Here is a 23358-nt window from a genome sequence, read left to right on the forward strand (position 1 = left end):
TGGACCATGGATATCCGGGGTATCGGCTACCTGGGCTTTGAAAGCCCCAACATCGACGCCTGGCGAAGCTATGGCCCTGAGGTGCTTGGCTTGGCCATCGCGCCTTCGCCGGAAGATGAGCCGGATGCCCTCTATCTCAAGATGGATGACCGTCGCTACCGCTTCGCGTTCCAGCCCGGCCCTATCGACAAGCTGGCCTATATCGGTTGGGAGTGCGTGAACCGGATCGCCTTCGAGAAAGCCGTCAAGAAACTGCAGGACGCGGGTATCGCGGTCGAACAGGGGAGTGACGACCTCAAGGCGCGCCGCGCCGTTCGCGATGTCGTCCGGTTCAAGGACCCCGTCGGCTACCAGTACGAACTCTTCTATGGCCAGAAGGGCGAGCCGGACTCTTTCGTGCCGGGACGCCGACACGGCGGCTTCAACACCTATGGCCGGGGCTTCGGCCACGTCGTGGTCATCACGCCGGAATACGGACCCGAGCTCGACGACTTCCTGATCAATGTCATGGGCTTCCAGTGGTATGGATCCGGCGCGGGTAAGGGCAAGACGGGATTCTACCGTGCGGGGCTGAACAATCTCACCAGCCACGACATCGGCTATGGTCATGGGCCCGGCCGTATGGGCATCCAGCACGTGGGACTCCTTACGGGCGATCTTCGCGACGTCGGTGAGACTTGGGACATCGTCAAGAAGCGTCAGATCCCGGTTCAGATGACTCTGGGCCAGCACACCCAGGATCCCCATTTCTCCTTCTACCACTTCAGCCCGTCGGGTTTCGCCGTCGAGGTCATCGCCGAAACCCACCCGTGGCCGGGCGATCCGTTCGAGCTGAATGCTGAACGCCTCAGCTACTGGGGGCATGAACTGGTCGGGCCGATCCTCGGCACGACGGTACGCACACCCGAGGAATTGCGTTGATGGGATTGCTGGATGGCAAGGTCGCTCTGATTACCGGCGGTGGTGGAGGGATCGGCAGAGGCATCGCCCGCAGGTTTGTGCGTGAAGGGGCTACCGTCGTCGTGGCGGAGTACAACGAAGACTACTGCACCACGATCCGGTCCGAGCTGATCGACGAACTCGGCGGCCGTGCTGAGGTTCTCAAGGTCGATGTGCGGGTCAAGGATCAGATCCAGGGCGCTGTCGAGAAGACGGTCGAGCTGTTCGGAGGCATCGACATCCTGATCAACAACGCCTTCACCCTCAGCCCGAAGGTGCTGCTGGAGCAGAAGACCGACGAGATGCTGGACGCCACCCTGCACTCGGGTCTTTGGGCCGGTTGGTGGGCGATGCAGGCAGCGCGGCCGCACATGATCGAACGCGGCGGCGGCTCGATCGTCAACTTCTATTCCATCGACGTCGAGACGGGGGCCTGGCTGAACTCGGACTACAGCATCACCAAGTCCGCGCTGCGGGGCCTTACCCGAAGCGCCGCCCACGAGTGGGGTCGGTTCAACATCCGGGTCAACCTGCTGTCGCCGGCCGCCATGGGGACAGTGTTCCAGAAGATGGCGGCAGACTCGCCGGGCTTCGCCGAACGGGTCGCAGCGATGAAGCCACTGCAGCGGAATGGTGACCCGGAGGAGGATATTGCTCCGGTGGCTGTGTTCCTGGCGTCGGATATGTCGCGGTTCGTGACGGGTGAGCTGATCAACGTCGACGGTGGCCTGCACATGCCTGGCTATCAGTCGCGGCCGCCGAACGTGGCCGAGATGGAACAGCAGGGCGGCTGAGGCCGAGGAACAGGGAGACAGAGGCATGGCGTTGTTGGACGGCAAGGTCGCACTGGTAACCGGCGCGGCGGGCTCAATAGGTTCAGAAACGGCACTTGCCCTGGCTGAGCAGGGCGCGCGTGTCGTGCTGACCGATCTGCGCGCACCCGAGCTTGAGGCGGTCACTGATCGACTGAAAGGGCAGGGCCATGTTGTCGCCTGCAAGGCCGGCGACATCACTGTCGATGATGATATCCGCTCTGTAGTTGAGTTCGCTGTCGCGACCTTCGGTGGTGTCGACGTCCTCGACAACAATGCCGGAGCCACCGGTTTTTCATCGCGTGACCTCGATATTCCCGACATGTCGGTCGAGCTGTGGGATCAGGTTCAGTCGATCAACGCGCGCGGGCCGATGCTGTTCTGCAAATACGCGATCCCGTCGATGCTGGCCCGAGGCGGCGGATCTATCGTCAACATTTCGTCGGGACAGTCGCTGTCCGGCGACGTCAGCAATTTCGCCTATGCAGCGGGCAAGGCGGCGCTGAACGCCCTGACCCGACATCTGGCCACAGCCTATAGCCCCCGCGGCATCCGAGTTAACGCCATCGCGGCCGGCCTGATAATCCAGCCCGGGATGGAGCAGCGGCTTCCAGCGCACATCCAGAACATCTTCCTGAGTCATTGTCTGGTGCCGCGGCTGGGTACGCCGCGCGACATCGCCAACATGGTGGTTTTCCTCGCTTCGGACCTCAGTTCCTATGTCACCGGCCAGGTCCTGGCGGTCGACGGCGGGTTCACGGCGCACCTGCCCAGTGTGGCGGACATGCGGCCAATCATCGACGGTATGAAAGGGGCTCCCGGCAAATGGACCTGAGCGGAAAGACGGTCGTCCTGACGGGCGCTTCGGCCGGCATAGGCGCGGCGACGGCGCTGGAGCTCAGCCAGGCCGGCTGTAATCTGGTGCTGACCAGCCGACGAATGGAAAAACTGGAAGCCCTGGCGGCAACGCTACCAGGCCCATGCGCTTTGCTTGCTGCCGACATCGCCGAGTCGGACGTGCCGGAGCAGCTATTGAGGCTGGCCAAGGCACGTTTCGGCCGCGCGGATGTGGTGATCAACAATGCAGGGGTCATGGCTGTCGGCACGATGGACACCATCGACCTGGACGCCGTGAGCTACATGATCCGGGTGAATTTCGAGGCCGTGGTGCGTAGCTCCTACGTCTTCGCGCGAGAGTTCCGGGGCCAGTCGTCGGGGGCCATCATCAATGTTTCGAGCATCAGCGCCTATCTGATCTCACGGGCGGGCGGAGTGTACGGCGGTCTGAAGCACGCCCTCGAAGCCTTCACCCAGTCCCTGCGCATCGAACTGGCGGGCACGGGGGTGAAGGTCGGAACGATCGCGCCGGGGTCCACCTCCAGCGAGATGTTCGACAGGATGATGGCCGCGGCCAAGGTCGAGGCACCGGTCGCGCTGGACCCCCAGGATGTCGCCCGCGCCATCCGCTTCATGCTGGAACAGCCCGACCGCGCCAACATCGCCAGGCTGGCGCTCTACCCCCAGGGTGAGGGTCACTAGCTCATTTGGCGGCCAGTGCGGCCTCGCGTTCGAGGCCCAGCTCCTGCATCTCGCGCTTCAGCGTGGGATAGTAGGCGATTGCGCCCTGCAGGCCGCCAGACACATCGATCGATGCTGCGCTGAGGTAGGTCGCCAGATCGCTGGCGAGGAAGACACAGACATTGGCGACTTCGTCCGGTTGGCCGAGCCGGCCCAGCGGCACAATCTTGACGACCATTTCCAGGAATTCCTCCCGCGTGATCGTTGACGGCATTTCCTTGTAGTGACGATCCCACTGACCGGTGTCGATCCAGCCCATGTTGAGGCTGTTCACCAGGATATTGTCCTTGGCCAGTTGCTGACCCAGCAGCTTTGAGAGGGCAATGCCGGCTGCGCGGTTTGTCACTGACGGAATGCCGTCCGGCGTCGGCAGGGCACCGGCCAGGGCATTGATGTTGATGATGCGGCCCCATTTCTGCTTGCGCATGTGGGGCACGACCGCCTGGACGAACCGGAAGTGGGCCACCTGAATGTTATTGGCGTGGTCGAGGATATCCTCGGGCTCGAGGCTCTCGATACTCCCACCCTTGCCCTGACCGGCGTTGTTGACCAGAACATCGACACCGTCCCAGGCCAAGGCGACCTGCTCCACAAACGCCCGAACGGCGGCCGTGTCGCGAACATCCAGCGCGACCGCGATCACGTCAGCGGCACCCAGGGCGCGCATCTCTTCGGCAACGATGGCCAGGGCTTCTGTGCCGCGCGAACAGATTGCCAGACGTACGCCCTCACGGGCGAAGGCTGCGGCGGTCGCCCGCCCGATACCGCGGCTTGCGCCTGTCACGATAACTCGCTTGGCGCTGAGATCGATTTGCATTTCGATATGTTCCGGAAGACTTTTAGCCGTTTTGGTTCGTCGAATATTTTCTAATCAAAATTCGTATTTCTGTCTCGATTTATCTCCTGGCGACCGCCATCCGGTTTGCCATCGCGGACCTGCCACACTAAGCAGGCTTCTGATTGAACCGGAGCGCGTTGCGCATGACTGTCAGCGCTCGAACATCACGTCTGACACCCGAGATCGCTCCTCCGAACGCCGCAGACCGTGCCGCGAGCCCGAGTTCAGCGGTTCGGGCGCGTCGGCCTGATCCTCGGGCGGCACGGACCATCGATAACATCATCAACGCCGCCCAGAGCGTGATGATGAACCAGGGTACGCCACGCATCACGGCACAGGATGTCTGCGATGCTGCCGGCGTCTCGCGCGGCACCCTCTATCGCTATTTCCCCTCGATGGACGCCGTACTCGAGGCCGTGGTCCTCAGACTTCGGACCGAAACGGACCGGGAACTGAACCGTGCCCTCGAGGGATGCGAGAGCCCGACGGAACGCTTTGCTGCCTTCCTGAAATACAGTGTCTCAAACAATGAGACCCGGCGCGGGTCACAGTTCCTGCAGGTCGAGCCCGCCTTCGTCCTGCGATATTTCGAGTCGAATTTCGATCACTTTATCGCCCGCGTCCTGACTGCGCTTGACCCCGTATTCGATGCCTGGGAGGCCGACATCGGCATGACGCTCGACCGTGGAGCCCTGGCAGAGATGATGGTCAGGCTGGCGCTCAGCGAGACGGTTGTCTTGCCCACAGGAGGCAAGCATCTTGCGCTTCGTCTTCAGGCCACGATCGACGGTGTCCTCCGCGCGCTCAAGCGGGACTAGACCGCAGTGCGGAGGCCTTCGGCTCGATCGTGTTACGAAGCCGGCCGATTCCTTCCAGCGTCACCTCAACAACGTCGCCCGGGTTAAGATATCGGCCTGACCCCTGTCCGACGCCTTCCGGCGTGCCGGTAAACAGCAAATCGCCGATGCCGAAGCTCACGCGAGGCTGCACGAAGCGGATCAGTTCTCCGACATCCCAGGTCATGTCCGCCGTCGTGCCGTTCTGACGAAATTCGCCATTGATCGACGTCGAGAGGCGCAGGACCGGACTTCCTGCGGGGAACTCGTCGCGCGTGACAATCCATGGGCCGACGGGAGTCGAGCGATCCTGGCTCTTGGCCGCATAGAGATCCATGCCGATGCCCGCGGGTCCGCTGCGCTGCAGATCGCGGGCGCTGACGTCGTTCCCGGCCGTATAGCCGATTACCGAAGCGAGAGGGTCATTCATGTCGATGTGATCATCGCCGATGACCACGACGAGTTCGCATTCATAGTCGAGCTCCTCGGTCAGGGGCGGGTAGCGGATCGGGTCAACGGCCCCAATCAGCGCTCCGTAGGCCTTGAGGAAGGCGATCGGCTGGCTCGGCGGTGCCACGCCGAACTCGACCAGGTGTCTGCTGTAGTTCGCGCCGGCGATGACCACCTTGCTGGTGTTCTCGCAGGGGGCGAGCAGGCGCAGGGATGACAGGGTGCGGGCAGGACCGTCGAACGTCAGCGCCCCCTCGCCGGCACCTTTGGTCACGCCCGGACCCCAGTCTGCGATGCCTCCAACTATGGGGCGGGCGATGTCGGTGTCCGGGTCCACGACCGCCCAGAACGGGACGCCGCCATCAGTGCATCGTGCAAGCTTCATGACTGGTTCCTGTTAGCGGCGAAAGACATGCAGGCATCACGCAACTCCGCAGCGATAGCGCGCGAGCGATCACGATCCTTGTGTCCAAACCGGGCGAGCAGGGGAGCGTTATCGAATATCCGGTCGTCTCCAGCTGGGCGACCGAGCAGCATGAAATGGGTGTGGATGGCGTTGTCGCCCAGATAGATCACCGAGGTCCGTTCGAACCGGCCATCGGCCTCAAGTCGGGACGCGAGGGTCTTGATGAGCGGGCCCAACTGGGCTGCGGCTGCGTCGGGGACAGACCCGATGCCGTTGTCATGGGCACGGGCGATCAGCATCAACATCCCGGGTACGTCCTGCATCGCGACGACGGCCCAGTGATGGCCAGACAGCACGACATCCTCCGGGGCCGTGGCATCAAGCATCCCGCAGATCTTGCAGTCAGTCGGATGGGTCATGGGCGTCCAGATCGTAGCGCCGGGCGGCGAGGCCGTGGTTTGGGACGGCTCTGACGGGGTCAAGCGACGCCGCCAGAGCCGGGTGACAGGTCAGGCGGCGACCGGCTTGTTTGCCCGTCCCATCTTGTTCAGATCGATGTGGAGAAGGTCGACGGCGTTCTTCCAGCGAACCTTTTCAAGGTCTTCAGCAGACATTCTGAGCCCAGTGGTCAAGTCACCCCTGATTGCGTCCGACCCGCCAAAATTGGTGCCATAGACCAGACGGTCGGCACCGATGACCTCCACCAGGGCTTGACGCATCGGAAGCTCATGCAATTCCGGATCGAACCAGAAGTTCGGCAAATACGCCTCCAGGTCCTTCTTGTTATGGACCACGTCGAGGTTCTTGATCGTCTGGGCCAGCCTGCCCAGCTGATACGGCACAAAGCCGCCGGCGTGGGTGATGTAGACCTTCAGGTTCGGGAACCGGTCCAGCACGCCGCCGCAGATCAGGTACCAGAAGCATTTTGTCTCGTCGTAGTTCATCCCGACGATGGCCGTGGTCTCGTATTTGTCGGTATTGGCCTTGGATCCCCAGGTCACCGACTGGTTGTATCCGTGCACGAACATCGGGAGATCGAGATCGCACAGTGTCTCCCAGATCACGTCCATTCGCGGATCATCGAACTCCATGCCGCCGAAGTTCGAGCCGCCGGCGCTGAGGCCCTTGGCACCCAACTCGGTGCAGGCGCGGCGGATCTCCCCGGCAGCGTTGACCGGATCCTGCAGCGCCGCCGTCGCCCACATCATCAGCCGGCCGCCCGAGCGGTCGCAATACTCGGCCAAGGTGTCGTTGACCGTGGTCGAGAACCTGTTCGCAAATGCCGGATCGGCCCAATACATGTAGCAGTGCGAAGGCACCGACAGCACCTGGGCGTCCTGACCCAGGGCATCCATGCCCGCCAGCCGGTGCTTCGGATCGTTCCACTTGGCCATGAACTCGGCGACTTCCATCGTTTCGCCGCGCTTGACAGCTGCGCGGCGCTCCGGCGAGCCCAGTGACAGGACCCATTCACCGACGCGCAGCCGGATGTGGCCGTCATCATGCTTTTCGAAAAACGGGCCCCAATGCGGGTCCTGATTATAGTAGCCCGGCAGCGGGGCATGGGCGTGCAGATCGATCAGCATGTGAGTCCTCCTGCATCGAGACCCCTCTGGCGGGGCTCTTCGAGCGGTTAGCGTTCCCTGACGCGCACCATCGCATATTTTGAACGATATCGTCGATAGTGTTCATTTCATTCTCTGCCGCGAACCAGCTTCGGGCAGAAGCCGACCCGTCGTAGAATCGCGCGCGGACAACTTTGGCCGTGTCGACAGGTCCCCGGCTGGCAGATGATCCTCAGGCGGCCCGGGCGGCCTCGCTCATGGCGAGCTTGAGCAACGTGATCGCATTGCCGCTGCGGATCTTGTCGCGATCACTGTCCGACAGGTCGATGCCCTCGGTTAGATCGCCGTAGTCGTAGGCACCGCCGAAATTCGTGCCGTAGAGCAGGTTGTCAGCGCCGACCACTTCCACCACAGCCCGGCGAAGGGCCGGATGGTGAACGTCGAGATCGAAGTAGAAATTCTTCATATAGTCCATCAGCGGACGTTGGTTCCTGGCGTCTGGCGCCATGACCCTGTTCAGGTCCGACAGTCGTCCCAACTGGAATACCGCCATGCCGCCGGCATGACTGATGTAGGTCTTCAGGGTCGGATAGGCGTCCAGTGCGCCGCCGCAGATCAGGTACCAGAAGAAGAGGGTCTCATCGACGCAGTCGCCGACGATGGAGGTGGTCTCGAACCGGTCCTCGTGGTGACGCTCGCCCAGATAGATGGACTGGTTGAAGCCATGGACCATAATGGGAACGTCGAGCTCGGCCACCTTGGCCCAGACTGGAAACAGGCGCTCATCATAGGTCTGGATGCCGTCGAAATTGGTGCCCCCGACGCAAAGGCCCTTGGCACCCAGAACCCGCACAGCCCGGTCGATCTCTTCCACGGCCGCTGCAGGGTCGGCGAGGTTGGCATGGGCCCAGAAATCGAACTTGTCGGGCATCACCTGGCAGAATGCCGAGAGCTCGTCGTTGCAGATCCTCGCATACTCGTTCCCGAACTCACCGGCCCAGTACATGAAGGCGTGCGACGGGGTGGATAGCACCAGCTTGTCTACACCGCGTTGTTCCATGACTCCCAGCCGCGCTGAATGGGTCATTCGAGCGAGCAGATTGGCTTCGGCCTCGGCGTCATTTGCGGCCTTGGCGGGCTGTTTTGTGCCGAGCGAGAAATGGCCGACTGTCAGGCCTTGTGGCTTCATGAACGGTCCCCAGAACGGGTGCCGGTTCAACATGCCGGGGGTGAAGAGGTGGGCGTGGACGTCGATCAGCATAGGATTCATCCGGCGTCTGTAATCGGAATGATATTCTCATATGCGAATATTCGGTTGCAAGGCTCGCCGGGATAATCTTTTGCTTGCGTCATGGTTGAGGTTCCAACGATAGCGCAGGGTCATGACCGGCAGAGTAACCGGCTGCTGCTGGCAGTCGGTATCGTCGGAACCGCGTTCTGCCTTCGTCTCGTGTTCGCCAGCCTGTCCTTGCGACTGCCCGAGATCGTGAGCGCGACGGGGCTTCAGCCCTGGCAGGTCGGCGTGCTGACAACCCTGCCGGTGCTCTGTCTCGGCCTGTGCGCGCCGCTGACGCCCTTGCTGGCGAGGCGGTGGGGAATTGAGCGAAGCCTGTTCGGTGCCTTGTTCTTCATAGCCCTGGGCACCGGCTTGCGTGCGCTGGGCCCCGTCTGGGCGCTGTTCTCGTTTTCCCTGCTGGCCGGTGGTGCAATCGCAGTGGCCAACGTTCTTCTGCCCACACTGGTCAAGAGGGACTTCCAGGATCGAACGGCCTTGTTGACCGGGACCTATGTGACCGCGATCTCGGGCGGAGCCGCGCTCGCCGCGGCGATCACCGTTCCGGTAGAGGTGATGCTGGGCGGCGGGTGGCGCACAGGCCTCTCGATATGGGCCGTGCCGGCCCTCGGCGCCTTGCTCCTGTGGTGGCCCCAGCTGCGCTCCAAGGGGGGGCGGGGCGTTGACGTCGTCTTGCCGGTCGTCGGCTTGTGGCGCGATCCGCTAGCCTGGAGCGTGGCGCTCTTCATGGGCCTTCAGTCGGCGCTGGCCTTCTGCGTGCTCGGCTGGCTGGCACCGATTCTGAGGGAGCGCGGCCTGGATGCGGTTACAGCGGGACTGGTGGTGTCCGTCCTTATTGTGGTCCAGCTGGCGACATCCCTGACGGTTCCTTCAATCGCCACGCGCCGGCCTGGCCAGAAATTGATCGCGGTGCTGCTTTCCGTTTCGGCAACGGCGGGATTGCTGGGGCTACTGCTCGCGCCGCTGACGCAGGTCTGGCTCTGGGCGGTGCTGCAAGGCTTGGCTCAAGGCGGGCTCTTCTCGCTGGCGCTGACGATGGTGCTTTTGCGCTCGCCCGACAGTCATGTGGCGTCCCACCTCTCAGGCATGGCCCAGAGCGTCGGCTACATCCCGGCGGCCTTGGCACCGCTCGGGGTAGGCCTTCTCCATCAATGGACTGGCGGGTTCGACGCCGTGGCCGGACTGGTCGTGCTGATCGGGTTTGGTCTGGTTGTCACCGGTATGGTCGCGGGCAGATCAACGCTGGTAACCGCCCGGACAACGGCGGTCTTCGCCCGGGAGCCCGCCGAGGCATGATGGACGGGACAACGGGGGAGGGGTGCGCCATGCGGTTCAGGAACAGGGTCGCTATCGTCACGGGAGCAGGCGGTGGCATCGGCAAGGTCACCGCCCTCCTGCTCGCCGCCGAGGGGGCTACCGTCGCGGTCAATGATCTCGATCGCGGTGCCTGCGAGGACACTGTGGATGCGATCAGGGCAGTCGGAGGCAGGGCTCTCGCCATTCCAGGCGACGCCGCCGACGAGGCCGTGGTGATCGATAGCGTAGCCGACGTCATGCGAGCCCATGGCCGGATCGATGTCCTGGTCAACAACGCGGGCATTTCCGTTGTGGCTCCGGCCGAGGATTTCGTCGCATGGGACCGGGTCCTGCGAACCAATCTTTATTCGCAGTTCTTCTGGTCCCGGGCTGCGGCGAATGCAGCCATGATTCCTGCGGGCCGGGGCGCGATCGTCAATGTGGCCTCGATCGCCGGTCTGGCGGCGGTGCCGAACCAGATTGGCTATGTGGTATCCAAACACGGCGTCGTCGGCCTGACCCGGTCCCTGGCGGTCGAGTGGGGGCGTCACGGCATTCGTGTCAACTGCGTCTGCCCCGGCATCACGGCGACAGACCTGACGACAGGCTCCGCGGGCCTCGAGCCTGAGCGGCTGAAAGCCCGAGTGCAGCGCGTCCCTCTGGGCCGGATCGGCACAGCAGCCGAACAGGCGGACGCTATCGCCTTCCTGGCCTCGGACGAGGCATCTTATGTTTCAGGCCTGATCATGAACAACGACGGCGGTCAGTTGGCTCTGCATTCCGGCGTCATGATTTGAGGACGTCGACTGTGTGCGGGATCGTGACCGTGCGCGAGGTCAGAGACTGTGCAGTCCAGCGGCGGCGGTGCCGGTGGCGTCGCTCCCAATCTACCAACCCGTCAGTGCGAATGCGCCGAACGCACCTTGTAACGCTATTCAACACTGCGGCGCTGCAGCGAACTCCGAGTGCCATTTCGCGGGATTGGCCCTTGCCGGTATCGCCGCGCCACCACTGGGTTCCGGGACGTTCGTTACAAAACCAGACTGATAGAGAACCGAGGGTGCGTGGCGGACAGGGTGGGATTCGAACCCACGGTAGGCTTTCACCTACGGCGGTTTTCAAGACCGCTGCCTTAAACCACTCGGCCACCTGTCCGTGCTCATCGAGCGGACTGGCCGCATAGCGCCAAACCGTGCGTTAACCAAAGCGGAAATGTCTTTGCCGATAGTGATTTCGTTCACGGGCGGGGCCATGGCCGGAAATCTTTCCATGAAAGTGCTTCGAGGCACGCTGGTGGTCGCGCTGCTGACGCTGGTGGCGGCCTGCGCCAGTGGGGCCCGGCCTGACGCGCCGCGCCTGCCCGTCGTCACGGATCCGGCCCCCATCGTTTCGGGGACCATGCGCCCCTATCAGGTGCGTGGTCGCTGGTACCAGCCGGCCGAGCAACCGGGCTATGACGAGACCGGCCTGGCCTCCTGGTACGGGGAACAATTCAACGGGCGGCCGACGGCGACCGGCGAGCGGTTCGACATGCATGCCCTCACGGCGGCTCACAAGACCCTGCCGCTGCCGGGACTGGTCGAGGTGACCAACCTCGCCAACGGGCGACGGATCGTGGTGCGGGTCAATGACCGCGGGCCCTTTGTCGACAACCGCATCATCGACCTGTCGCGCGGGTCGGCGGAGGCGCTGGGCATGCTGCAGGCGGGTGTGGGTGAGGTCCGGGTCCGCTATCTGGGCCGGGCACCCCGGACGGGCGGAGGAACGACCCTCCAGTACGCCGCCGCTGAAGGGGCAAGCCCCCAGCCCCCGGCAACATCCGGCGGCGGCGAATACTGGGTTCAGGCGGGTAGCTATTCCGACCGGCGCGCCGCCCGACGGGTCGCCGACGAACTGGGCGGCCGGGCGACCGTCGACGCAGGGCGAAACGATGGCCTGTTCCGGGTTCTGGTCGGTCCCTGGCCCGATCCCAATGCCGCCGAGCGTTCGCGCCAGGCGGTGATCGCGCGCGGATACGCCGACGCCCTGTTGATATCGGCGCGCTGAGGCTTGCGTCCCCGCCGGTCGTCGCCATTGTGCGCCGGTGACCCAGGGCAGATTCATCACTTTCGAAGGCGGCGAGGGGACCGGCAAGTCCACCCAGGTCCTGCGCCTGCTCGAGCGGTTGCGCGCGCGTGAGCTGGAGGTCGTCCAGACCCGCGAGCCCGGCGGCTCACCGGGTGCCGAGGAGATCCGCGCCATCGCCCTGAACGGGGACGCCGGCCGCTGGTCACCGGTGACCGAGACCCTGCTGATGTTCGCCGCCCGATCCGACCATCTGGAACGCACCATCCGCCCCGCGCTGGAGGCGGGCCACTGGGTGGTCTGCGACCGCTTCGCCGATTCCAGCCGGGCCTACCAGGGCGTGGGGGGCGGGACCCCCGCGGCCTTCATCGAATCGCTGGACGCCGCCATTGTCGGGGCGACCCAGCCGGACCTGACCCTGATCTTTGACCTGCCGGTCGAGGTCGGACTGGAGCGGGCCTTCGGTCGCGGCCTGTTCGAGACGCGGTTCGAGTCCAAGGGGCTGGCATTCCACGAACGTCTGCGGCGCGGCTTTCTCGACATCGCGGCCCGTTACCCGGAGCGGTGCGTCATCATCGATGCGGACGGTGATCAGGATACGGTCGAGGGCCGGGTCTGGGCCGCCGTCGAGGCTCGACTGCTGTGAGCGAGCACGCCCGGGATCGCTTCGACCTGGTCCCCGATGCGGCGGCGGAGCTCGCCTTTCTGGACGCCTTCGGCAAGGACCGGCTGCACCACGCCTGGCTGCTGTGCGGCCCGGAGGGGTCGGGCAAGGCGAGCTTCGCCTTTCGGGCCGCGCGCCGCCTGCTGGGGGCCGCCCCCGATGCCTCGCGCGGGCCTCTGGGGACCAGCCCTGACGATCCGGTCGCGCGACTGGTGACCGCCCGGTCCCACCCCGATCTGCTGGTGCTGGAGCGCGCCGTCGACGGCGGCAAGACGAAGAAGTCGATCTCGGTCGACCAGGCGCGTGAACTGCCGGAGTTCTTCTCCAAGAGCCCGTCGCAGGCGCGCTATCGCGTCGCCATCATAGATGCCGCCGATGACCTGAACCTCAATGCTGCCAATGCCTTGCTCAAGGTTCTTGAGGAGCCGCCCGAGCGTGGTGTACTGTTCCTCGTCACCCATGCGCCGGGGCGGTTGCTGGCGACGATCCGGTCCCGCTGCCGCCGCCTGGCCTTTCCGGTCTGGCCGCTGCATGCGCTGGAGGAACTGGTCCGCAACCGGACCGGTGTGAGCTCGGCCGAGGCAGGGCGGATCGCGGGCGTGGCGGGCGGCTCGCCGGGCCGGGCCCTGGCCCTGGCCTCCGGTGCCACTCTGGAGGCCGACCAGCTGGCCCAGGCCTGGGTCTCGGCCCCGGTCGTCGATCGCGCCGAGGCGCTGGCGGTCGCCGACCGGTTCCGGGGTCCCGAGGGGCAGGAGCGGTTCGAGACCCTGATGGATCGGCTGAGTGCGGCGGTGAAGGTGCGGGCGCTGGAGGAGGGGGCTTCAGGTGCGCGCTGGGCCGAACTGTGGTCGCGGCTGGCTGACCTGCCGGACCGTACCGCCGCCATCAATCTGGACCGGGGCGATGTGCTCGCCGGGGCCCTGGCCGACCTTCAGCGCGTCAAGGCGGGTGGCGGATGATCATCGACAGCCACGTCAACCTGCATGCCCCCCAGTTCGATGAGGACCGCGACGACGTCATCGCCCGGGCCCGCGAGGCCGGCGTCCAGCTGATGGTCGAGATCTCCGACAAGCTGTCGACCTTTGAGGCCACCCATGGTCTGGCAATGGCGCATGACGACATCTGGTGCACGGTCGGGGCCCATCCGCACGAGGCGAAGGACCATACCGACCTGACCGCCGATCGGCTGATCGAACTGGCCGGGCGCCCGCGGGTCGTGGGCATCGGCGAATGCGGTCTGGATTTTCACTACGACCTCAGCCCGCGCGACGTGCAGGCGGCGGTGTTCCGGACCCATATCCAGGCGGCGAGACGGACCGGCCTGCCGCTGGTGGTGCATACGCGCGAGGCGGACGACGTCATGGCGGGCATCCTGGCTGAGGAACAGGCGGACGGGCCGTTCAAATTCCTTATGCACTGCTATACCAGTGGCAGGGAACTGGCGGAAAAATCGGCGGAAATGGGGGCGTGGTTCTCGGTTTCGGGCATCGCCACCTTCAAGGCGGCCAACGACGTCCGCGAGATTGTGGCCGCGATGCCGGCGGACCGGATCATCGTCGAGACGGACTGCCCCTATCTGGCGCCCATGCCGCACCGGGGGCGGCGCAATGAACCGGCCTATGTGGTGCATGTGCTGGACAAGTTGGCAGAGATCCGCGGCTGGAGCCGGGATGAGGCCGAGGCGCGGACGACCGATGCCTTCTTCGCCCTGTTTGACCGAATTCCACGACCGGGCGGCACATGAGCGGGTCCGGCGAACTGGAGGTCGTGATCCTGGGCTGCGGCTCGTCCGGCGGCGTGCCGCGCGGGGACGGGGACTGGGGCGACTGCGATCCGGCGGAACCGAAGAACTATCGGACCCGCTGTTCGTTGCTGGTGCGGAGGCATGGGGCGGAGGGGGTGACCAGCGTGCTCATCGACACCTCGCCGGACCTTCGTGCCCAGATGCTGGCGGCGAACGTCAGGCATGTCGATGCCTTACTGTACACCCACGACCACGCCGATCAGGTGCATGGGATCGATGATCTGCGGGTCTTCGCCATGCGCAGGCGGCAGCGCATACCGGCCTGGATGGATGGTGCGACCCGGGATGCGCTGATTGGGCGGTTTCCCTATATTTTCAGAAGTCAGGAGGGCTATCCGGCCATTCTGGACGAGATGGCCATTCCGCCGCACGGGCAGCCTTGGACGGTCGGTGGGGCGGGCGGGACCGTGCCGGTCGTGACCTTCGACCAGGCCCATGGGCCGATCCGGTCGGTCGGCTATCGCATCGGACCGGTGGCCTATTCCAGCGATGTGTCCGACCTCGACGCGGCGGCGATCGAGGCGGTGCGGGGCTGTGAGCTCTGGATCGTCGACGCCCTGCGCTGGACCCCGCATCCGACCCACGCCCATGTCGACAAGACGCTGGACTGGATCGCGCGGTCCGGCGTGAAGCGCGCCGTCCTGACCAATCTTCACCTCGATCTCGACTATAACGCCCTGAAGGCCGCCGTGCCCGCCAACGTCGATGTCGCCTTCGACGGCTGGTCGGCGCGGCTTTCGCTTTAGACCCGGAGCGACCAGCTGATGAAACGCCTCCTGACCCTCGCCGGCAGCCTTGCCGCCCTGCTGCTGGCCTGGCCGGCAGCGGCGCAGCCCGTCCCGGTCGAGGGCGACTTTACCGCCCCCGCCTTTGCCCTGACCTCCGGCAGGTCGCTGCCGGAGTTGCGGATGCACTACCGCACCCTGGGCCAGCCGCGGCGGGACGCGGACGGCCGGATCGGGAACGCGGTGCTGCTGCTGCACGGCACCGGCGGGACGGGTGCCCAGTTCCTGTCGCCGCAGTTCGCGGGCGAACTGTTCGGGCCCGGCCAGCCGCTGGATATCGCGCGCTACTACATCATCATGCCCGACAATCTCGGCCATGGCGGCTCGTCCAAGCCGTCGGACGGCCAGCGGGCGCGGTTCCCGGAATATGGCTATGCCGACATGGTCGAGGCGCAGCGGCGGCTGCTGGTCGACGGGCTGGGCGTGGACCGGGTCCGGCTGATGCTCGGCACCTCGATGGGCTGCATGCATATCTTCGTCTGGGCGGAGACGCATCCCGACTTCGCCGGGGCCATGATGCCCATGGCCTGCCAGCCGACCGCCATCGTCGGCCGCAACCGCCTCTGGCGCACCATGTTGAAGGACGCGATCCGCAGCGATCCGGCCTGGGCCGGCGGCGACTATACGGCCCAGCCCGTTGAGGGGCTGCGAACGGCGGTCGACCTGCTCCTGCTGGCCGGCTCCGCACCGATGGCCATGCAGCAGGACCTGCCCACGCCCGCGGCGGTCGATGAATGGCTGGCGCAGCAGCAGGCGCGGCGCATCCCGGCGCTGGATGCCAATGACCTCTGGTACCAGGTCAATGCCTCGTTCGACTATGATCCCTCGGCGGGGCTGGAGCGGATCACCGCGCCCATGACCTGGATCAATTCGGCCGACGACTTCATCAACCCGCCTGAGCTGGGTCTGGCCGAGCGGTTCGTGCCGCGGATCGCCGGGGTGCAGTACCGACTTGTGCCCAACAGCGTCGGCGGCAAGGGCCATGGGACCCACACCTGGGCGGTGTTCTGGAAGGACGACCTGATCGAGCTGCTGGCGCGGTCTGAAGACTAGGCGGCATCCGAGCGGGGCGCGGGGGCACCGCGCAGCAGACCTTCGGTGCTCAGATCTTCATCGATCTCCGGCCAATGAATCCCCAGGCCGGCCCCGGAAATCTTCCAGTTGTTGCGCTGTTCGGCTGTGGCGTTTGCGAGGCGCGGGTACCATGCGAGGGGTGCGGCGATCGCGCGACCGTCCATCAATTCCACCACGAGACGATCGTCCTCGATGGTGAGTGACTTCGCCCGGATGTCGGCGACATCGTTATGAGCCAAAGAAGTCATTCCACGCCTTTCCGAACGCCTCACCATGATCGGCCACATGGCCTTGTATCACGCGCAGCTCCTTTGCTGAAAAGCCGATATTCTGCGCCAGCGCCGTATCCTTCAGCCAGAATTTCGCAGAGCAGTCGTCGCGGTCCACGTGAACGTGGGGCGGCTCGTCAGGCTCGTGGCTGTAAAAGTAGAAGCGGTAGGGGCCGATGCGAAGCAGCGTCGGCATCTTCAGCCCCCGATCAACCGCGCGGCCTGCGGGGCGAAATAGGTCAGGACCCCGGCGCAGCCGGCGCGCTTGAAGGCGTGCAGGGATTCGAGGATGGCGCGGTCCTCCTCAAGCCAGCCATTGGCCATGGCCGCCCGCATCATCGCGTACTCACCGGACACCTGATAGGCGAAGGTCGGGACTTTGAATGTCGTCACAACCCGCTGAATGATATCGAGATAGAGCATGCCGGGCTTGACCATGACGGCATCGGCGCCCTCGGCGATGTCCATGGCCACCTCGCGCAGGGCCTCGTCGGAATTGGCGTGGTCCATCTGATAGGATTTCTTGTCGCCGGTCAGGGCCTTGGCCGAGCCGACGGCGTCGCGATAGGGGCCGTAGAAGGCCGAGGCGTATTTGGCGGCGTAGGACAGGATCAGGACGTCGTGGAAGCTGTTGGCCTCCAGCGCCTCGCGGATGGCCTGGACGCGGCCGTCCATCATGTCCGAGGGCGCGACGACATCGGCCCCGGCATGGGCGTGGATGAAGGCCTGTTCCGCCAGGCGCTCGAGGCTGGCGTCATTGAGGATGCGGCCGTTCTCGACCACGCCGTCGTGGCCGTGGTCGGTGTAGCAGTCCAGCGCCACATCGGTCATGACGCCGATCTCCGGGGCCGCGTCCTTGATGGCCTTGATGCATTCCGGGATCAGGCCGTCGGGGTCGGTGGCGCCGGTGCCGATGGCGTCCTTGATCGCACCGTCGACATTGGGAAACAGGGCCACGGCCGGGATGCCGAGATCGCGGGCCTCGACGGCAGCGGCGGCGGCGGCCCGGGGGGACAGGCGGAAGACGCCGGGCATGGAGGCGACGGGCACGCGGTCCTCGGCACCGTCATGGACGATCAGCGGCCAGACCAGATCGGCCGGCGTAAGCACCGTCTCGGCCACCAGCCGGCGCACCCAGGGGCTGCTGCGGAGGCGGCGGGGGCGGGCGTAGGGGAAGGCGGCGGGGGCGAACGGCTGGGTCATAGGGCTGTGTAGCTTCCTTCTCCCATTGGGAGAAGGTGGCGCGCAGCGCCGGATGAGGGTCGGTTGGCTGAAGCGGCGAAGCCGCCCTCGGACGGCCGCCCCTCACCCTTTCGCGCCAGGACGACGGCTGCGCCGGCGTGCGCTCAAGCCCTCTCCCAATGGGAGAGGCGAGCCGTTAGAACCCGTCAAAGACTCAAGGAAACGCCCCATGGACTTCGCCCTCAACGACGACCAGCGCGCCATCCAGGACGCAGCCCGGCAGTTCGCCGAGGCCGAACTGGCCCCGCACAGCGCCGAATGGGACGAGACCAAACATTTCCCGGTCGATGTGATGCGTCTGGCCGCCGAGATGGGCTTCTGCGGCATCTACACGGCCGAGGAGCACGGCGGCATGGCGTTGGGCCGGGTCGAGGCGGCGCTGATCTTCGAGGAATTGTCGCGCGGCGACGTGTCCACGGCAGCCTTCATCTCGATCCACAATATGGCGACCTGGATGATCGACAGCTTCGGCTCTGACGACCTTCGCGTCCGCTATGTGCCGCGGCTGACGACCATGGAGTTGATCGCCAGCTATTGCCTGACCGAGCCGGGCTCCGGTTCGGATGCAGCGGGCCTGCGCACCACGGCGAAGCGGGACGGGGACCACTGGGTGCTGAACGGCTCCAAGGCCTTCATCTCCGGGGCGGGGACGTCGGACGTCTATGTCGTCATGGCGCGCACCGGCGGCGACGGTCCAAAGGGCATCTCGACCTTCGTGGTCGAGAAGGACACGCCCGGCCTCAGCTTCGGGGCGCAGGAGAAGAAGATGGGCTGGAACAGCCAGCCCACGGCCATCGTCGCCTTCGACGACTGTCGCGTCCCGGCGGCCAATCTGCTGGGCAAGGAGGGCGACGGCTTCCGCTATGCCATGATGGGCCTGGACGGCGGGCGGCTGAACATCGCCGCCTGTTCGCTGGGCGGGGCCCGCCTCGCGCTGGAGACAACCCAGGCCTATGTCACCACGCGCAAACAGTTCGGCAAGTCCTTGTCTGACTTTCAGAATACCCAGTTCAAACTGGCCGACATGGCGACACAGCTGGAGGCCTGCCGGCTGATGGTGCTGCGCGGGGCCTGGGCCATCGACACCAACCATCCCGAGAAGACCAAATGGTGCGCCATGGCCAAGCGCATGGCGACCGACGCCTGTTTCCAGATCGCCGACGAGGCCCTGCAGCTGCACGGCGGTTATGGCTATCTGAAGGACTATCCCCTGGAGCGGATTGTGCGGGATTTGCGGGTGCACCGGATTCTGGAGGGGACCAATGAGATCATGCGCGTGATCACGGCGCGGGAAATGTTGCGGCAGTAGCGTCCGGCCCTTACGAGCGGTGCCATGAGTGAATCCGAAGTCCTGACCCGCGTCGAATCCGGCGTCGGCCACATCACCCTGAACCGGCCGAAGGCTCTGCATGCGCTGAACCGCGCCATGTGCGAGGCGATGATCGAGGCCCTGCTGGCCTGGCGGTCTGATGATGCGGTCAGGTCCGTGCTGATCGACCATGCCGGCGAGCGCGGCTTCTGCGCGGGTGGTGACATCCGGATGATCGCCGAGAGCGGGGCAGGGGACGCGTCGGAGGCCAAGGCCTTCTTCATGGTCGAATACCGGCTGAACCATCTGATGTTCGACTATCCCAAGCCGATCACCGCGATCGTGGACGGCATCGTCATGGGCGGCGGGGTGGGGATCAGCGAACCGGCGGACGTCCGCATCGCGACGGAGCGGACCACCTATGCCATGCCCGAGACCGGGATCGGCCTGTTCCCCGACGTCGGCGGCGGCTGGTTCCTGCCGCGCCTGCCGGGTCAGACCGGGGTGTGGCTGGCCCTGACCGGGGCGCGGCTGAAGGCGGCCGATACGGTCTTCCTCGGCATCCATACCCACTATCTGCCGGCGGACGCGCTGGAAGCCTTCCGCTTCATCCTCGCGGCTGATCCGGCCTATCCGATCGATGTCGCAGACGGCCTCGAAGCCGATCCGGGCGAGGCCCCCGTCGAGGCCCATCTGGCCGCCATCGACCGGCTGTTCGCCTTCGACACAGTCGAGGAAATCTTCGCCGCGCTTGAGGCGGATGGCTCGGACTGGGCGTCGGCCCAGCTGGCCACCCTGAAGACCAAGTCGCCGCAGTCGCTGAAGGTCACCCTGCGCCAGTTGCGCCTCGGTGCGAACCAGCCGTCCTTTGCCGCGAACATGGCCCTGGAGTACGCGCTCGGCGGCCGGGTGGTCCGCACCCACGACTTCCAGGAAGGCGTCCGCGCCGTGGTGGTCGACAAGGACAACATGCCGAACTGGGTGCCGGCCGATCTGTCGGGGGTCAGCGAGGCCGACCTCGACCGCCTGTTTGCGCCCCTGCCTGAGGGCCAGGCATGGACGCCGCTGGACTGAGTGCTTGCGTCGCCGGCGGTTCCGGGGCGTAGCTGCGTCGGAGCAGGAGGAGAAGATCATGCGATCCGTGTTGATGGCGAGCGTTGCCGCCTTGCTGGCGATGTCCCTGGGCGCGTGCGCCGGATCGCAGTATGTGGACATCCGGCCGGAGGTCCTGGCACCGCCACCACCGCCCGTCGCCTCCCTCGTGGAAGCCGCCATGAACGATGCCCGTCGACCCGAGGCCGACCGGGCCCGCGACGACCTGCGCCAGACCCGTGCCATGCTGGAGTTCACAGGATTGCGTCCGGGCATGGCGGTCGCGGACATCCGGCCCGAGGAAGGCTTCTTCACCCGGCTGTTCTCGGTGATGGTCGGCGAACAGGGCCGGGCCTATGCCTTCGTGCCCAACCAGACGGCCGCCCGTGAGAACGCCTTCGGTGACGCCCTGGCGGCGGATTATACGAACGTCGTCCGGCTGACCGGCAAGCTTGAGGAGATGCGCTTCGACCGACCGCTCGATGTCGTCTTCACGGGCGAGGAGTACCATGACTTCGTCATTCCCCGGTTCGGCGTCGATGTGGCGGCCATGAATGCGGCGGTGTTCGCGGCGCTGAAGCCTGGCGGTCTGTATGTCATCCTGGATCACCAGGCGGCGGACGGTGCGGGGATCAGCGTGGCGGGGACGCTGCACCGGATCGAGGCGGCGGAGCTGCGGCGTCAGGTCGAGGCTGCGGGCTTTATCTACGACGGCGAGACCTCGGCGGTGCGCGTCCCGACGGACGACCATAGTCTGAGCGTCTTTGATGCCGGTATTCGCGGCCGCACGGACCGGTTCGTGTATCGGTTCCGCAAACCCGGCTGACGCCGACCGCCGTTCGGTCTAGGCTGCGCCGTCAGCGCCCGCGCGGCGCTTCGGGAGAAGCCGTCATGCGCCGTTCCGTCATCCTGGCCGCCATGGCGGTGATGAGCCTGTCGTCCATGGGCTGCATGGGGCTCATGGCGACCCCGACCCCGGCCGCGCCCACAGCTGCCGACTATGCCGAAGCTCTCGCTGCCCCGATCCGGCCTGCCGACGACCGGGCCCGGGATGCGGCGCGTCATACGGCCGAGACCCTGGCCTTCGCCGGGGTCCAGCCGGGCCAGAAGATCGCGGACATGATCATCGGCGGTGGCTATTTCACCCGCGTCTTCTCCGCCGCCGTGGGGCCGCGGGGTCGTGTTACGGCTTGGCAGCCGGCGGAATTCATCGCCTTCCAGGCCAGCTATGGCGACAGCCTCGCCGCGGCCGACGCCCTGGCCAATGTCGATGCGATCCGCTCGCCGATCGCCGCGCCGGACTTCCCCGCCGGGCTGGACCTGGTCTTCACCGCCCAGAACTACCACGACCTGCATCTGAGCATGGCTCCGGCCGACACCGCCGCGCGGGTCAATGCGGCTGTGTTCGAGGCCCTGAAACCGGGCGGCCTCTATGTCATCATCGATCACCATGCGGTCGCGGGATCGCCGCTGACGGCGTCGAACACCGTACACCGGATCGACATCGAGGCGGTCAAGCGTGAGGTTCTGGCGGCCGGCTTTGTGCTGGACGGCGAGAGTGACCTGCTCGCCAACGCCGCCGATCCCCGGACAGCCAATGTCTTCGACGGCACTATTCGGGGCCGGACCAGCCAGTTCATGCTGCGATTCAGGAAGCCGTCCTGATCGAAAAACTGCCCGGCGCCGCTGGCGACCGGGCGGGCGACCGGCTAACCCTCCCGAAAACCAACAGGGAGCGGACGCCATGACCTACAGGATCGCCTTCATCGGCCTCGGCAACATGGGCGGGGGCATGGCGGCCAACCAGGCGAAGGCGGGTCATGCCGTGGCGGCTTTCGACCTGTCCCGGGATGCGCTCGACCGTGCCGCCGCTGCCGGCTGCACGTCCGTCGGGTCGGTCGCCGAGGCGGTCAAGGACGCGGAGGTCGTCATCACCATGCTGCCGGCGGGCCCGCATGTGCTGAAGGTCTATTCGGAACAGATCATCGGCATGGCCCCAACCTCGGCCCTGCTGCTCGATTGTTCGACCATCGATGTCGACACGGCGCGCAAGGTCGCCGGGCTGGCGAGGGACGCGGGCTATGCCTTTGCCGATGCGCCGGTGTCGGGCGGGACGATGGCGGCGGATGCCGGGACCCTGGCCTTCATGGTCGGCTGCGATGAGCCAGACTTTGCCCGCATCGAGGCGGCGCTGGAGCCGATGAGCCGGGCGACCTTCCGCGCCGGCGACCATGGGGCAGGGCAGGCGGCCAAGATCTGCAACAACATGATCCTCGGCATCACCATGCTGGGCACCTGCGAGGCGATCGGCCTGGCCGAGAAGCTGGGCCTCGATCCGGTGAAGATGTTCGACATCGTCGCCAAATCGTCGGGCCAGAGCTGGTCGACCACCACCTACTACCCCTGGCCCGGCCCGGTGCCGACTGCGCCGTCGAACCGCAACTACGACGGCGGCTTCGCCACGGCCATGATGCTGAAGGATCTGAAGCTGGCCCAGGACGCAGCGGCAAAGGTCGGTGCCTCGACCCCGCTGGGAGCCCAGACCGAGGCCCTGTTCCAGATGTTCAACGGGCTCGGCTACGGCGGCCGGGACTTCTCGGCCATCCTGCAGATGCTTCGGGGCCAGCTGGATGAGCTCCCGAAGGGCTAGGCCGCGTCGGGTCGGGAAGGCGGAGCCTTCTGACCGCGGCCCAACGAAATTGAGAACCGTTATCAATTAAGGGTTTGCGGCGTTTTGTCCGGTGCGTTTCATGGACAAATCGGACCGATCGGCGCATCAGGCGGGCATTGATTTCGCGCCGTTCGGGGCCACCAAGCTTGTTCGACTACCAGGCCGCATTCCAGACCGCTGTGGAGCAGGTCAAGGGCGAGGGGCGCTATCGCGTCTTTGCCGACCTGAAGCGCGTGCGCGGCCAGTTCCCCAGGGCGAAGCGCCGTCGCGAGGACGGGTCGGAGCAGGACGTGGTGGTCTGGTGCTCGAACGACTATCTGGGCATGGGTCAGCACCCGGCGGTGCTGGAGGCCATGCAGACCGAGATCGA

Annotated in this window: 26 protein-coding genes, 1 tRNA gene and 1 pseudogene; 19 read left to right on the forward strand and 9 right to left on the reverse strand. The window is 65.6% G+C overall.

What is annotated here, in order from left to right:
* Positions 1 to 6 precede the first annotated feature (6 nt).
* The 4 genes from Q0053_RS09115 to Q0053_RS09130 are packed head-to-tail and all read left to right on the forward strand — an operon-like array spanning position 7 to position 3290.
* On the forward strand, positions 7 to 921 hold the full coding sequence (locus Q0053_RS09115) for a VOC family protein (RefSeq protein WP_298099114.1): 915 nt from the start codon (positions 7 to 9) through the stop codon (positions 919 to 921).
* Positions 921 to 1733 carry an SDR family NAD(P)-dependent oxidoreductase gene (locus Q0053_RS09120; RefSeq protein ID WP_298099116.1) on the forward strand — a complete coding sequence of 271 codons (813 nt, stop codon included), beginning with the start codon at positions 921 to 923 and terminating at the stop codon, positions 1731 to 1733. Before Q0053_RS09115 ends, Q0053_RS09120 begins: the two co-directional genes overlap by 1 nt.
* Before the next feature lie 25 nt (positions 1734 to 1758).
* A complete protein-coding gene (locus tag Q0053_RS09125) occupies positions 1759 to 2586 on the forward strand; it encodes an SDR family NAD(P)-dependent oxidoreductase (protein WP_298099118.1) in 828 nt (275 codons plus the stop codon).
* Entirely contained in the window at positions 2577 to 3290 is a 714-nt protein-coding gene (locus Q0053_RS09130; RefSeq protein ID WP_298099119.1) for an SDR family oxidoreductase, read from the forward strand. The genes Q0053_RS09125 and Q0053_RS09130 overlap by 10 nt, the downstream gene beginning before the upstream one ends.
* 1 nt (position 3291) lies before the next feature.
* Here Q0053_RS09130 and Q0053_RS09135 read toward each other — a convergent pair whose 3' ends face one another.
* The gene (locus tag Q0053_RS09135) at positions 3292 to 4113 is read right to left on the reverse strand and encodes an SDR family oxidoreductase (protein ID WP_298099121.1); all 822 of its coding nucleotides are present in this window, start codon (positions 4111 to 4113) and stop codon (positions 3292 to 3294) included.
* A gap of 197 nt (positions 4114 to 4310) precedes the next feature.
* On the opposite strand from Q0053_RS09135, the gene Q0053_RS09140 reads away from it, so the two are divergent.
* Positions 4311 to 4985 (forward strand): TetR/AcrR family transcriptional regulator, encoded by a 675-nt coding sequence (locus Q0053_RS09140; protein WP_298099123.1) that lies wholly within the window; start codon positions 4311 to 4313, stop codon positions 4983 to 4985.
* Here Q0053_RS09140 and Q0053_RS09145 read toward each other — a convergent pair.
* From Q0053_RS09145 to Q0053_RS09160, 4 genes are all read right to left on the reverse strand, one after another.
* Positions 4972 to 5727 carry a fumarylacetoacetate hydrolase family protein gene (locus Q0053_RS09145; protein WP_367276682.1) on the reverse strand — a complete coding sequence of 252 codons (756 nt, stop codon included), beginning with the start codon at positions 5725 to 5727 and terminating at the stop codon, positions 4972 to 4974. The two genes, Q0053_RS09140 and Q0053_RS09145, sit on opposite strands and share 14 nt — an antisense overlap.
* Positions 5728 to 5834: 107 nt before the next feature.
* Positions 5835 to 6245 carry a hypothetical protein gene (locus tag Q0053_RS09150; protein WP_298099125.1) on the reverse strand — a complete coding sequence of 137 codons (411 nt, stop codon included), beginning with the start codon at positions 6243 to 6245 and terminating at the stop codon, positions 5835 to 5837.
* Positions 6246 to 6368: 123 nt separating this feature from the next.
* Positions 6369 to 7445 (reverse strand): amidohydrolase family protein, encoded by a 1077-nt coding sequence (locus Q0053_RS09155; protein WP_298099127.1) that lies wholly within the window; start codon positions 7443 to 7445, stop codon positions 6369 to 6371.
* Between the two features lie 211 nt (positions 7446 to 7656).
* A complete protein-coding gene (locus Q0053_RS09160; RefSeq protein WP_298099129.1) occupies positions 7657 to 8685 on the reverse strand; it encodes an amidohydrolase family protein in 1029 nt (342 codons plus the stop codon).
* Between the two features lie 90 nt (positions 8686 to 8775).
* On the opposite strand from Q0053_RS09160, the gene Q0053_RS09165 reads away from it, so the two are divergent.
* Both Q0053_RS09165 and Q0053_RS09170 read left to right on the forward strand, forming a co-directional pair.
* Entirely contained in the window at positions 8776 to 10014 is a 1239-nt protein-coding gene (locus Q0053_RS09165; protein ID WP_298099131.1) for an MFS transporter, read from the forward strand.
* A 29-nt stretch (positions 10015 to 10043) separates the two neighbouring features.
* Entirely contained in the window at positions 10044 to 10811 is a 768-nt protein-coding gene (locus Q0053_RS09170; protein WP_298099133.1) for an SDR family NAD(P)-dependent oxidoreductase, read from the forward strand.
* A gap of 268 nt (positions 10812 to 11079) precedes the next feature.
* Here the strand turns inward: Q0053_RS09170 and Q0053_RS09175 are convergent.
* Positions 11080 to 11169: transfer RNA gene (locus tag Q0053_RS09175), tRNA-Ser, on the reverse strand.
* Positions 11170 to 11283: 114 nt separating this feature from the next.
* Between Q0053_RS09175 and Q0053_RS09180 the strand changes: the two genes are divergently transcribed.
* From Q0053_RS09180 to Q0053_RS09205, 6 genes are read left to right on the forward strand one after another with little or no spacing between them, the layout of a single operon-like run.
* Positions 11284 to 12060, forward strand: coding sequence for a septal ring lytic transglycosylase RlpA family protein (locus Q0053_RS09180; RefSeq protein WP_298099135.1), 777 nt, complete (start codon positions 11284 to 11286; stop codon positions 12058 to 12060).
* A 37-nt stretch (positions 12061 to 12097) separates the two neighbouring features.
* Positions 12098 to 12724, forward strand: a complete 627-nt coding sequence (gene tmk / locus Q0053_RS09185) for a dTMP kinase (RefSeq protein ID WP_298099137.1) — start codon at positions 12098 to 12100, stop codon at positions 12722 to 12724.
* The gene (locus tag Q0053_RS09190) at positions 12721 to 13701 is read left to right on the forward strand and encodes a DNA polymerase III subunit delta' (RefSeq protein ID WP_298099139.1); all 981 of its coding nucleotides are present in this window, start codon (positions 12721 to 12723) and stop codon (positions 13699 to 13701) included. Before tmk ends, Q0053_RS09190 begins: the two co-directional genes overlap by 4 nt.
* Positions 13698 to 14486, forward strand: coding sequence for a TatD family hydrolase (locus tag Q0053_RS09195; protein WP_298099141.1), 789 nt, complete (start codon positions 13698 to 13700; stop codon positions 14484 to 14486). Before Q0053_RS09190 ends, Q0053_RS09195 begins: the two co-directional genes overlap by 4 nt.
* A complete protein-coding gene (locus Q0053_RS09200; protein ID WP_298099143.1) occupies positions 14483 to 15292 on the forward strand; it encodes an MBL fold metallo-hydrolase in 810 nt (269 codons plus the stop codon). The genes Q0053_RS09195 and Q0053_RS09200 overlap by 4 nt, the downstream gene beginning before the upstream one ends.
* Before the next feature lie 18 nt (positions 15293 to 15310).
* Positions 15311 to 16384: an alpha/beta fold hydrolase gene (locus Q0053_RS09205; RefSeq protein WP_298099145.1), complete on the forward strand. Its 1074-nt coding sequence runs from the start codon at positions 15311 to 15313 to the stop codon at positions 16382 to 16384.
* Here the strand turns inward: Q0053_RS09205 and Q0053_RS09210 are convergent.
* From Q0053_RS09210 to hemB, 3 genes are read right to left on the reverse strand one after another with little or no spacing between them, the layout of a single operon-like run.
* Complete coding sequence (locus Q0053_RS09210) at positions 16381 to 16653, reverse strand: DUF2442 domain-containing protein (RefSeq protein WP_298099147.1); 273 nt, start codon at positions 16651 to 16653, stop codon at positions 16381 to 16383. The genes Q0053_RS09205 and Q0053_RS09210 overlap by 4 nt on opposite strands.
* A complete protein-coding gene (locus Q0053_RS09215) occupies positions 16634 to 16870 on the reverse strand; it encodes a DUF4160 domain-containing protein (protein WP_298099149.1) in 237 nt (78 codons plus the stop codon). The genes Q0053_RS09210 and Q0053_RS09215 overlap by 20 nt, the downstream gene beginning before the upstream one ends.
* Positions 16871 to 16872: 2 nt before the next feature.
* Positions 16873 to 17877, reverse strand: a complete 1005-nt coding sequence (hemB, locus tag Q0053_RS09220; protein WP_298099152.1) for a porphobilinogen synthase — start codon at positions 17875 to 17877, stop codon at positions 16873 to 16875.
* 208 nt (positions 17878 to 18085) lie between these two features.
* On the opposite strand from hemB, the gene Q0053_RS09225 reads away from it, so the two are divergent.
* The 6 genes and pseudogenes from Q0053_RS09225 to Q0053_RS09250 form a co-directional block, all read left to right on the forward strand.
* Complete coding sequence (locus Q0053_RS09225; protein WP_298099155.1) at positions 18086 to 19225, forward strand: isobutyryl-CoA dehydrogenase; 1140 nt, start codon at positions 18086 to 18088, stop codon at positions 19223 to 19225.
* A 24-nt stretch (positions 19226 to 19249) separates the two neighbouring features.
* On the forward strand, positions 19250 to 20299 hold the full coding sequence (locus tag Q0053_RS09230) for an enoyl-CoA hydratase/isomerase family protein (protein WP_298099158.1): 1050 nt from the start codon (positions 19250 to 19252) through the stop codon (positions 20297 to 20299).
* Positions 20300 to 20357: 58 nt separating this feature from the next.
* On the forward strand, positions 20358 to 21143 hold the full coding sequence (locus Q0053_RS09235; RefSeq protein WP_298099160.1) for a hypothetical protein: 786 nt from the start codon (positions 20358 to 20360) through the stop codon (positions 21141 to 21143).
* 65 nt (positions 21144 to 21208) lie between these two features.
* Positions 21209 to 21982 (forward strand): methyltransferase, encoded by a 774-nt coding sequence (locus Q0053_RS09240; protein ID WP_298099162.1) that lies wholly within the window; start codon positions 21209 to 21211, stop codon positions 21980 to 21982.
* Positions 21915 to 22967: a 3-hydroxyisobutyrate dehydrogenase gene (gene mmsB / locus Q0053_RS09245; RefSeq protein WP_298099164.1), complete on the forward strand. Its 1053-nt coding sequence runs from the start codon at positions 21915 to 21917 to the stop codon at positions 22965 to 22967. The genes Q0053_RS09240 and mmsB overlap by 68 nt, the downstream gene beginning before the upstream one ends.
* A gap of 167 nt (positions 22968 to 23134) precedes the next feature.
* Positions 23135 to 23358 (forward strand): annotated as a pseudogene (locus tag Q0053_RS09250) (5-aminolevulinate synthase); the annotation flags it as partial.

Source organism: Brevundimonas sp. (assembly GCF_027487935.1).
Taxonomy (GTDB): Bacteria; Pseudomonadota; Alphaproteobacteria; order Caulobacterales; family Caulobacteraceae; genus Brevundimonas.

What these genes read in the sequence shown, in the direction of transcription:
- Q0053_RS09115 (WP_298099114.1), top strand. Translation starts at nt 7, where the DNA reads ATGGATATCCGGGGTATCGGCTACCTGGGCTTTGAAAGCCCCAACATC.
- Q0053_RS09120 (WP_298099116.1), top strand. Translation starts at nt 921, where the DNA reads ATGGGATTGCTGGATGGCAAGGTCGCTCTGATTACCGGCGGTGGTGGA.
- Q0053_RS09125 (WP_298099118.1), top strand. Translation starts at nt 1,759, where the DNA reads ATGGCGTTGTTGGACGGCAAGGTCGCACTGGTAACCGGCGCGGCGGGC.
- Q0053_RS09130 (WP_298099119.1), top strand. Translation starts at nt 2,577, where the DNA reads ATGGACCTGAGCGGAAAGACGGTCGTCCTGACGGGCGCTTCGGCCGGC.
- Q0053_RS09140 (WP_298099123.1), top strand. Translation starts at nt 4,311, where the DNA reads ATGACTGTCAGCGCTCGAACATCACGTCTGACACCCGAGATCGCTCCT.
- Q0053_RS09150 (WP_298099125.1), bottom strand. Translation starts at nt 6,245, where the DNA reads ATGCTTGATGCCACGGCCCCGGAGGATGTCGTGCTGTCTGGCCATCAC.
- Q0053_RS09155 (WP_298099127.1), bottom strand. Translation starts at nt 7,445, where the DNA reads ATGCTGATCGATCTGCACGCCCATGCCCCGCTGCCGGGCTACTATAAT.
- Q0053_RS09160 (WP_298099129.1), bottom strand. Translation starts at nt 8,685, where the DNA reads ATGCTGATCGACGTCCACGCCCACCTCTTCACCCCCGGCATGTTGAAC.
- Q0053_RS09165 (WP_298099131.1), top strand. Translation starts at nt 8,776, where the DNA reads ATGGTTGAGGTTCCAACGATAGCGCAGGGTCATGACCGGCAGAGTAAC.
- Q0053_RS09170 (WP_298099133.1), top strand. Translation starts at nt 10,044, where the DNA reads ATGCGGTTCAGGAACAGGGTCGCTATCGTCACGGGAGCAGGCGGTGGC.
- Q0053_RS09180 (WP_298099135.1), top strand. Translation starts at nt 11,284, where the DNA reads ATGAAAGTGCTTCGAGGCACGCTGGTGGTCGCGCTGCTGACGCTGGTG.
- Q0053_RS09195 (WP_298099141.1), top strand. Translation starts at nt 13,698, where the DNA reads ATGATCATCGACAGCCACGTCAACCTGCATGCCCCCCAGTTCGATGAG.
- Q0053_RS09200 (WP_298099143.1), top strand. Translation starts at nt 14,483, where the DNA reads ATGAGCGGGTCCGGCGAACTGGAGGTCGTGATCCTGGGCTGCGGCTCG.
- Q0053_RS09205 (WP_298099145.1), top strand. Translation starts at nt 15,311, where the DNA reads ATGAAACGCCTCCTGACCCTCGCCGGCAGCCTTGCCGCCCTGCTGCTG.
- Q0053_RS09210 (WP_298099147.1), bottom strand. Translation starts at nt 16,653, where the DNA reads ATGACTTCTTTGGCTCATAACGATGTCGCCGACATCCGGGCGAAGTCA.
- Q0053_RS09215 (WP_298099149.1), bottom strand. Translation starts at nt 16,870, where the DNA reads ATGCCGACGCTGCTTCGCATCGGCCCCTACCGCTTCTACTTTTACAGC.
- hemB (WP_298099152.1), bottom strand. Translation starts at nt 17,877, where the DNA reads ATGACCCAGCCGTTCGCCCCCGCCGCCTTCCCCTACGCCCGCCCCCGC.
- Q0053_RS09225 (WP_298099155.1), top strand. Translation starts at nt 18,086, where the DNA reads ATGGACTTCGCCCTCAACGACGACCAGCGCGCCATCCAGGACGCAGCC.
- Q0053_RS09230 (WP_298099158.1), top strand. Translation starts at nt 19,250, where the DNA reads ATGAGTGAATCCGAAGTCCTGACCCGCGTCGAATCCGGCGTCGGCCAC.
- Q0053_RS09235 (WP_298099160.1), top strand. Translation starts at nt 20,358, where the DNA reads ATGCGATCCGTGTTGATGGCGAGCGTTGCCGCCTTGCTGGCGATGTCC.
- Q0053_RS09240 (WP_298099162.1), top strand. Translation starts at nt 21,209, where the DNA reads ATGCGCCGTTCCGTCATCCTGGCCGCCATGGCGGTGATGAGCCTGTCG.
- mmsB (WP_298099164.1), top strand. Translation starts at nt 21,915, where the DNA reads ATGTCTTCGACGGCACTATTCGGGGCCGGACCAGCCAGTTCATGCTGC.